The sequence below is a fragment of the Mycobacterium sp. UM_WGJ genome (assembly GCF_000455125.1).
Classification (GTDB): Bacteria; Actinomycetota; Actinomycetes; order Mycobacteriales; family Mycobacteriaceae; genus Mycobacterium.
Genome location: NZ_AUWR01000099.1, coordinates 1 through 8,230 on the forward strand (window position 1 = coordinate 1; position 8,230 = coordinate 8,230).

At 68.6% G+C, this 8,230-nt stretch carries 6 protein-coding genes; all 6 read right to left on the reverse strand.

All coding sequences use genetic code 11. The annotated features are described in order from the left end of the window. Positions 1 to 70: 70 nt before the first annotated feature. The 6 genes from N416_RS0120870 to N416_RS0120895 all read right to left on the reverse strand — a co-directional run bounded on the left by N416_RS0120870 (position 71) and on the right by N416_RS0120895 (position 8,087). Positions 71 to 370 carry a PE family protein gene (locus N416_RS0120870; RefSeq protein ID WP_024444032.1) on the reverse strand — a complete coding sequence of 100 codons (300 nt, stop codon included), beginning with the start codon at positions 368 to 370 and terminating at the stop codon, positions 71 to 73. Between the two features lie 341 nt (positions 371 to 711). Then, the gene (gene eccA / locus N416_RS0120875) at positions 712 to 2,502 is read right to left on the reverse strand and encodes a type VII secretion AAA-ATPase EccA (protein ID WP_125079864.1); all 1,791 of its coding nucleotides are present in this window, start codon (positions 2,500 to 2,502) and stop codon (positions 712 to 714) included. Between the two features lie 32 nt (positions 2,503 to 2,534). After that, a complete protein-coding gene (gene eccE / locus N416_RS0120880; protein ID WP_024444034.1) occupies positions 2,535 to 3,704 on the reverse strand; it encodes a type VII secretion protein EccE in 1,170 nt (389 codons plus the stop codon). After that, complete coding sequence (locus N416_RS0120885; RefSeq protein ID WP_024444035.1) at positions 3,701 to 5,512, reverse strand: S8 family serine peptidase; 1,812 nt, start codon at positions 5,510 to 5,512, stop codon at positions 3,701 to 3,703. Before N416_RS0120885 ends, eccE begins: the two co-directional genes overlap by 4 nt. Beyond that, complete coding sequence (gene eccD / locus N416_RS0120890; protein ID WP_024444036.1) at positions 5,490 to 7,004, reverse strand: type VII secretion integral membrane protein EccD; 1,515 nt, start codon at positions 7,002 to 7,004, stop codon at positions 5,490 to 5,492. Before eccD ends, N416_RS0120885 begins: the two co-directional genes overlap by 23 nt. A 183-nt stretch (positions 7,005 to 7,187) precedes the next feature. After that, positions 7,188 to 8,087, reverse strand: coding sequence for an ESX secretion-associated protein EspG (locus N416_RS0120895; RefSeq protein WP_024444037.1), 900 nt, complete (start codon positions 8,085 to 8,087; stop codon positions 7,188 to 7,190). Positions 8,088 to 8,230: the final 143 nt, after the last annotated feature.

An 8,230-nucleotide genomic window follows, 5' to 3' on the forward strand; every position in this document is an offset into this window, starting at 1 on the left:
TCATAAAACGTGTTGCCATGGTTCTCTCCTTGGTTCCGCGAAAGTTGTTGGAAATTAAAGATATTTGGAACTACCCGGCCGACGCGGCGTTAGCCGCCTCGGTGGCCGCGTAGCTGTTGGCGCTGGTGTTCAAGGTGGCCACGAACGCCTGGTGGATGGCCTCCGCCTGGACGCTGATGGCCTGGTACATGCTGGCGTGCGCGGCGAACTGCGCAGCAGTCAGCGCCGAAACCTCGTCAGCGGCGGCCGGAACGACACCCGTGGTCGGCGTTGCCGCCGCGGCGTTCTGAGCGCTCAGCGCCGCGCCGATGGCGGCCAGGTTGCCCGCAGCCGCCGTCAGCGCCTCCGGTTGGGTGTTCACAAAAGTCATGGGGCTCTCCTCCAAGATGCCGGCCGCAGCGGACCGACGCTCACCGACTACGCCGAAACAGTGGCCCCGTGACGACGTCGTACCGGGGCGTGCTCAACGCAACATGGTTCAAGTAACAGAAACGGTGCCGGAGCCAGATCGGGACCAAACAGTCGCCGAATCCGGGCGGGCATTATCGCCGGGACGCAATCTCGTCCTCACCTCCTGACACCTGTAGAGGCCAACTGGGCCGGATACACGAACCGGCCCCCTTACCTGCGCAATGGTGGCATCGGCACCGGTAAGCGTCAACCCAGACAGGGGGCCTTGGGCTGTGAATCAACTGTCGGGCGGCTGTTAAGTCAGGGCGTGTTCTTCTCGGCAACCGCCGCGCTGAGCCCTTCGGCGAGGTCCTCGCGGGTCAGTTCCTTGAACTTGTGCAGCCATTCCTCGCTGAAATCGGTGACATCGCCGGAGAGCACCGCGTCCAGTTCAGAATCGTCGAGACGGAAACTGCGGTGGTCACGGGCCTTCTCCACGACGTTGCGCACGAATCCGGCGTTACCCAACACATCGATACCGCGGATCAGGTCACCGTCTTCGGAATAGTTCTCGTCGGCATAGAACCTGGTGTAGTGCGGCAGCAGTCCCTCGACCGCCTCGTCACTGACCACGTCCTCGTTCTCCGCCCCCATCATCTTGGTCAGTTCCAGCAGTTCCGGCGGGGTGTAGCTGTAGAACTCGATCACCGTCGAGAACCGGCGCCGCAGGCCCTGGTTCACCTCGAGCATCTTCTCCATGGCGTTGGCATAGCCGGCGCCGAACACCACCAGCTCGTCACGGTGGTTCTCCATGTACAGCAGCAGCGTATTGATGATCGCGTTGCCGTACGCGTCGCCCTGGCTGTAGCCGCGTTCATGCAGGGTGTGCATCTCGTCGAAGAACACCGCACCACCGAGCGCACCTTCGAGCAGCTCTTCGGTGTTCTTCTCGGCATCGGCCATGTAGCGGCCCAGCAGCTTGGACCGGTTGGTCTCCACCACCAGCGGTTTGCGCAGCACGGTCAGGCCACACAGCTGCTTGGTGAATGCCCGCGCCACCGAGGTCTTTCCGGTGCCGGGCGGACCGAGCAACAGGGTGTGTCGCGACGTCACCGGAACCGGCAGGCCCATCTTGGCCCGCGCCAGATTCACCTTGGTGGTCGCCTTGATCAGCTTGATCTCTCGCTTGGCCTGCTCCATACCGAGCATGGCGGCCAGCTCCGCGTCGCCCTCGGCCAGGTAGCGCGCGGCTTCCTCGGCATGCCGATCGGCTTCGGCCTGCTCACGCGTGGGCGCGCTGTCCGGGTCCCACGGGTCGGTGCGGGCCTCGATGGTCTCCGGGTCGGTCAGCACCAGCCGGAAGTCGGGATTGTCCAGTGCCTCGCGCGCGGGGGTGAATTTCGAGTCCCGCGAATAGACCCGGCGCAGCAGCTCAGCGGCCTCGTCCTCACGGCCCAGATGCCGCATACACATGCCCTGGGTGTAGAGCGCGACGTTGGCGGCACCGGGCACCCGGTCGCCCTCGATGGCCTCCTGCGCACGCCGCGTCGCTTCCTCGAACACCCCCAGCGAAGCCAGCGCGGTGGTGGCCATCGCCGCCGCAGCCGCCTTGAGTTCGGGTTGGCGCCAAGGAGCCGACGCGGGGAACTGCTTGAGCACGTCCGGCCAGCGGCCGGTCCGGAAATAGAGCAGGCCCCGGACGTAGCTGACCAACTCGGCCTCGAACGGGTTCCGCGGCTCGATGCCGTCGAGCAGCTTGGCGGCCTCTTCGTAGCGTTTGGCTCCGGCCAGCGTGGCGGCGTAGGCGGCGGCCAGCGATTCCACACTGGTGATCAGCAGCCGCAGGAACATCCCGTCGGAAACCTCGGGACGGAATTCCAGGTCGGACAGGCCAAGTCGGCGGGTCTCCCAGCCGAACGTGCGCACCGTCGACCAGGCGTTCGCCAGTACCTCGATATCGGAGTCACCGGCCAGCACCCGGGCCAGCCAGGCATCGCACATGCTCGGGTCGATCGAGCTGGCGGTGGTGAACATCTGCAGCGCGACCTGCGGATTATGGCTGGGCTGCAACCCGTTGACCGAAATGCCGGAGGCCAGCATGCCCGCAACCATGGCGTTGCGGGCGTCGGTCGTGGATGGACCGGTCACCCGCGCGCTCCAGCTGCCGCCGCGGGCGTGTACTCCTCGATAACGTCGACCGACAGCGGCAGCTGCTCACCGTCGCGCAGGTCTCGTCCCGGCACCGACATCCGCCGGTGGGCGGTGGGCGCCGGCAGGCTGGCGCAGACCGCTTCCAGCTGGCGCCGGCCCACGAACCGGTTCAGCGCGGACCGGACGTTTCGGCTGGGCTTGTCGGCGGTGTGGTACCTCGCCAGCACCGAGACCTGGGTGGTCCGGCCGCCACCGCGGGAAAGCCGCACCGTGACCACCGTTGCTTCGCTCTCCGGGTACCACAGGTGTTCGAGGTTCTCCGGAGTGATGTCGTTGGGCGACACCCAATAGCTGCTGATCTGGCCGGCCGGGCGTTCGCGGAACAGCCGGTGCCGCAACTGGGTGGCCGCCAGGCCCGCCAGTACCGCCTCGTCGACGGCGTCGAACTCGCCGGCGTGCAGCACCTGGGCGCTGAGCTGACGCCCGTCGATCTCCTCGGCCAGCCGCTCGGTGGCGGCGGCCAGGGTGGAAGCCAGCGAGTCGCGGGTGGCGACCGCGTTGACGTTGTGTTGCGGGTCCATCCGCAGCACCACCCAGGTGTGGCGGCGGTCGGGCATCGACGGGTTCTCTTCGACGTCGGGGTCGTCGGCGGGGCGGGGATCTTTGCGGGTCCCGACCGAGACGACATCGATGCTGTCCAGCCGCACATCGAACTGACGCAGCCCGGCGGCCAGGCGCTCCACCGGCAGCGCCGCCTCCGCGGCGCGGCCGTGCCGGCCGGTCGCCGACGTGGGCCGCCCGCCCACGGCGATGACCGTCACCAACCGGCCTTCGTGTTCGCGGACCCCGATCGACTCCCGGCCGAAGCGCCGGTGGTGATCGATTGCGGTGCCGCGGCCGCGGTTCAGGGCCGCTTCGGGGTCGGTGAACTGATCGGCCACCCAGGCCGCCCACAGCGTGCTGACCGGGACCCGACGGTAGGTGAGCAGCGCGATGAGCGCGACCAGCACGGCGATGGCGACGCCCGACCACCATGCGTAGTCAGCGGCCTTGGGGTCACCGGGCCAGCGACCGGCGAGGACCAGGATCCCCACATCGATCAGAAAGACGACGGTGACCCGCATCCAAGACAGGTTCAGACCTAGTGCGTGCTGTGCCTTCATCGGTTCCTTGACGATCGTCGCAGTGCTGCCACTCCCAGGGCCACTCCGGCCGCCGCGAGAGCCGCCAACAGCCCGGCTCCGGCGACCCAGGCCGGCGTCATGTCGCGTTCGGGCGGCATCGGCGGCACCTCCAGCGGTGCCGACAGCCGCTCCGGCGGCTGGGCCGGAACGTCGGGAACGTCCCAGGTCAGTGCCGCGACCGGGTCGACGATGCCGTAACCGACCACATTGTCGACCCCACGCGCCGGTGGCCGAGCCGTGCGGGTCAGCCGGTTGATCACCTGGTGTGCCGACAGTTCCGGGTATTTGGCCCGCACCAGCGCCGCCACACCGGAGACGATCGCCGTGGAGAAGCTGGTGCCGGACGGGACCAGCAGCGAGTTCTCCGGGCCGTCGACGGCGTTCATCAGCCCGTCATCGCGCGGTGAAAGGCCCTCGATGTCGGTACCGGGCGCCGCGATCGACACCCACGGGCCGGCCACACTCGACTTGGCCATCGGTGCACCCGCGGAGTCGACCGCGCCGACGGTCAGCACGTACTCGTCGTACCAGGCCGGGGTCACCACGGTGTTGACGCCGTTCCAGTCGCGGGGGTCATCGGGGCGCATCGCGTTGTAGACGGGGTTCTGCTTGCAGTCCCGCCAACTGACGTCACCGGCGGCCGCGACGATCACCGCGTTCTTCTCCACCGCGGCGTAGCGCACCGCCGCACCCAGATCGGCCTGGTCGATGAGCGTGCGCACGTTCATGCAGATGGCCGAGGAGATGTTGATGACCTGCGCACCCATGTTGGCGGCGTGCACGATCGCCCGTGCCATGGTGCGGATGCCGTCGGTCTTCTCCCGCAGCTGCGGGTCGCGTCCGTCCGCGAACGGCTCCTTGGGCCCGAAGGCCGCGCTGTATTGCCGGATGGCGATCAGCTGCACGTCAGGGGCGACGCCACTGAACGCATCCGGCGCCCCGCCCGGAGGCGGTGCGCTGGGGGCGCGGAAGTCGACCGGCGCAGTCTGGGCCTGCCCGGAGAAGCCGGCCGATCGCACCGCACCTGCGCTGGTGCGATGGGGAACGTGCGCCGACGAGGCTGCCGCGCCGGGTCCCGGGGCCGGCCCGGGCGCGGGTCCAGGTGCCGGAGCAGGAGCGGGTGCCGGCGCGGGAGCGGGAGCGGGTGGCGGCCCCTGACCCGGGGGCGGTTCCTCGCCCTCGACGGGCGGTGGCGGCGCTGCCGGCGGGGGCGGCATCACCAGGATGGTCGTCGCCGGCGACGGGGTCGGCGGCGGCGGCTCGTTGGTGGGAACCGACGGCGGCCTACGGGTCTGACGGGGCGGTGGCAACGGGGCGACCCCGTTGTCCGGCATCGCGGCGATCAGCGACGCCACCAAGGTCCCGTGCGCATCGCAGTCCGACAGCCCGTCGCCGCCGGCCATCACGTAGTCACCGCCGGGCACCAGGTTCGGCAGCCGGGGGTGCGGGGTCACGCCGGTGTCGATCACCGCGACGGTGACGCCTCCCCCGCGACCGAACTTCCAGGCCTCCTGCAGGTTGAGCATGTCCATGTAGGCCGGCTGCACGCGGAAGTCGGAGTTCGGCAGCACCCCGACCTCAGTGCAGTACGAGGTCTGCCGCATGGTCTGCGGAGGCCCGGGCGTGCCGTCCGGCGGCAGCGCCGCGGGGTCGATCATGGGCGGCTCGATCGCGCCGGCAGCCGGCATTCCGGCCAACGAGCCACTGGCCACCATGATCATCGCGGCGCCGGCGGCCGCGGTGCGCTGCAGCCGACGCACGCCCCTACCGGTACCGGATTGCTTCATAGGTATTCATCAACCACAGTGCCAGCGGGAACAACGGCATCAGGCAGAGGTATTCGATCCACTCGACGAACTTGCGGAACAACGGGCTGTAGATGGTGTTCGGCACGATCACCGCAGACAGCAGGCCGAACATCGGCACCAGCACCAGCACGGCCACGCCGACCACCAGTGCGGTCGGGGTCCACAGCACCACCGCGAAGCGCAGCACCACAGCTGCGATGATCACCAGCCCGGTGAGCGTCACCGTCACCGCCTGCAACCGGTCGCGGAAGGACCGGCCCCGCAGCACCAGGAACCCGGCGGTCAGGGCGGCCAGCAGCACCGGCAGCCAGGTTCGGTCCGAGTGCGGGTCGCACAGCCCGGTCATGCACACCGCGATCAGCACGCCCAACCCGGACAGCAGGCCGGTCATGAACGATCGCGCCCGCTCCGCGCGCAGCACCACTTCGCGGACCGACTCCGGGCCCTCCAACGACGGCGGGGCGCCGGGAGTGCTCACCACCGTGGTGGGCAGGTCGGGGCGGGCCTCGAAGACCCAGCGGCTGGTGGCTGACGGGAATACCGGCAACCGCAGGCCGGCCAGCCAGCGCGACAGCGACGGAGCCCACTGGTAGGCCAGCACGCAGACCAGGTAAACGCACGTCATGAGGGTCACCGCGCCGGTCAGGAACAGCATCCGCAGCACGCCGGCGAACATCACCGCCACGCTGATGGTGGCGACGGCCGAGTAGGCGGCCAACTGCCTCCCGGTGAGCCGGATGACAGCCAGTGCGGCGATACCGGCGACGCCGAAGCCCAGCGCGGCATGCGCGGCGCCCACCTCGCCGGGCACCGCCGCCGCGGCCGCCACCACCAGCGGAACCAGACCGGTGGCCAGCAGAATGTCACCGACCTGCCGGTCGGACGCGTTGCGGGCCTGCATCAGGATCAGGGCGGCGGCGATCAGCACCAGGAAGGCCAGCCCCGCGCCGAAGCCCGCCGTCAGCCAGCCTTCGTGCTGGACCCGCCACGCCGCGAGCAGCCCGGTGGCCACCAGCACGCCCAGCGACAGGGTCGACACCCCGACCCGCACCGCGGTCGCCGCGTCGACCGGAGCGAATCGCTTCGCGAGGTTGACCGAGACGGCGGTGGAGATGTGCTCGATGACCGGCGAGCGCCGCTCCTGGTCTTCGATGAAGCGCAGCCACAGCCGGTCGCCGTCGTAGACGTCCTGTTCGGTCAGCGACTGGTTCGGCCGCAGCGCGGTGCCGTCGACCAGGCACAGCACCCAACGGCCGCGGCCCTCGGCCTGCAGCGTGGGTTCTTCGAGTTCCTGGAGCCGGCCGTTGATCACCTTCAGCAACGGGTCCAGCATCACCGAGACCGGGGCGTCGGCGTCGAGCAGCGTGCCGATCTGAACGCCATCGCCCGCCATGACCCCGACCACCACGGCCCGGGGTGCCGACGGCGCGAGTTCGCCGCCGGCCTGTGCCGACTCGATCGCCGCGGTCATGATTGCATCACCCGACCGACGAATACTGACCGCATAGAACCCATAGGTGCCGCCTCGCAATTTGTCATTTTTAAAGTCAGTCCAATTCTAAAGGCACTTCATGCAATTCGCACGACCCGCGTTTACCCGCAGTTTTCCGTTGCGACACTTGGCATTCGACGCCCAGATCTATCGAGCAGGCCGCTATACCCTCCGATGCGTTTTCCAAGCGCCGTAGGGCAGGGTGTCCAGGACGGTCTTGACGCCCACCTGAACCAACTGCGGGGTGGCGGGGCAGATCGCCAGCCATGCTTCGCCCGAGCCCGCGGTGCGCGCCTGCTGATACAGCGCGATCCGTCCGCCTGAGCCGTCTTTGATCGACAGCACCGAGGCGCTCGGCCCCTTCGCGTCGTCGCGGTATTGCCGCGCATAGACCGCGGCTTCGGCCGCCGGCTCCGAAAGCGCCTGACCCAGCGCCGCGACGGTGGCAGCACTGATGCCCATCCGGCGCAGGTCTCCCCCGGTGAAAATGTTGAAACCGGAGTCCTGCCAGCTCTGGGTGGCCTCCAGCATCTCCTCCATCGGCACGTTGACCGCGGTGATCTGGGCCGGGTCGGCGTGGTGAATGGATTCCATCCCGTCGATCACCAGCGCGGCGATCGAGGCGGCATCGGTCACTGAGACATCGTCGACGGTGATGTCGGTGCCGACACGTACCGCCGACACCCAGTGCTCACCGCGCCGCGCCAACAACACCCGGAACTCGTTGTCGGGGATGTCGCGGGTGCCGGGTTCCTGGTCCTCGGCGTCGATGACGCCGTAACGCAGCTTGCCCAGCGACAGCAGCGCGACCACCTCGAGGTCGGGCGCGGCAAGCACCCGCATTCGTGCCGCGACGGCCTCATTGACCTCACCGTCGACGACGATGCCCTGTTCGCGCATCACCGCCATCCCGGGGTGTTCCGACAACCAGTCGCTTGAGTCGGTGGAAACGTAAGGACGACACCGCAACTCGGGAGCAACGTGGCGGATGTCCAGCAGTGCCTGCAGCATCCAGAAACCCTCGACGTTGACGGTGATGTCGGTGCGAGTGCTCGGGTCCATCACTACCCTCCTCTACCGGATTGTTCGCTGGACGTGGCTAGTGGAGTACTTGGCTATTGGATCACGCGAGAGGGCGTGACCGCTCGGCACCACCCGCCAATTGCAGCACGCGGCAGCACACCCATGGATCGGGTGTGCTGCCG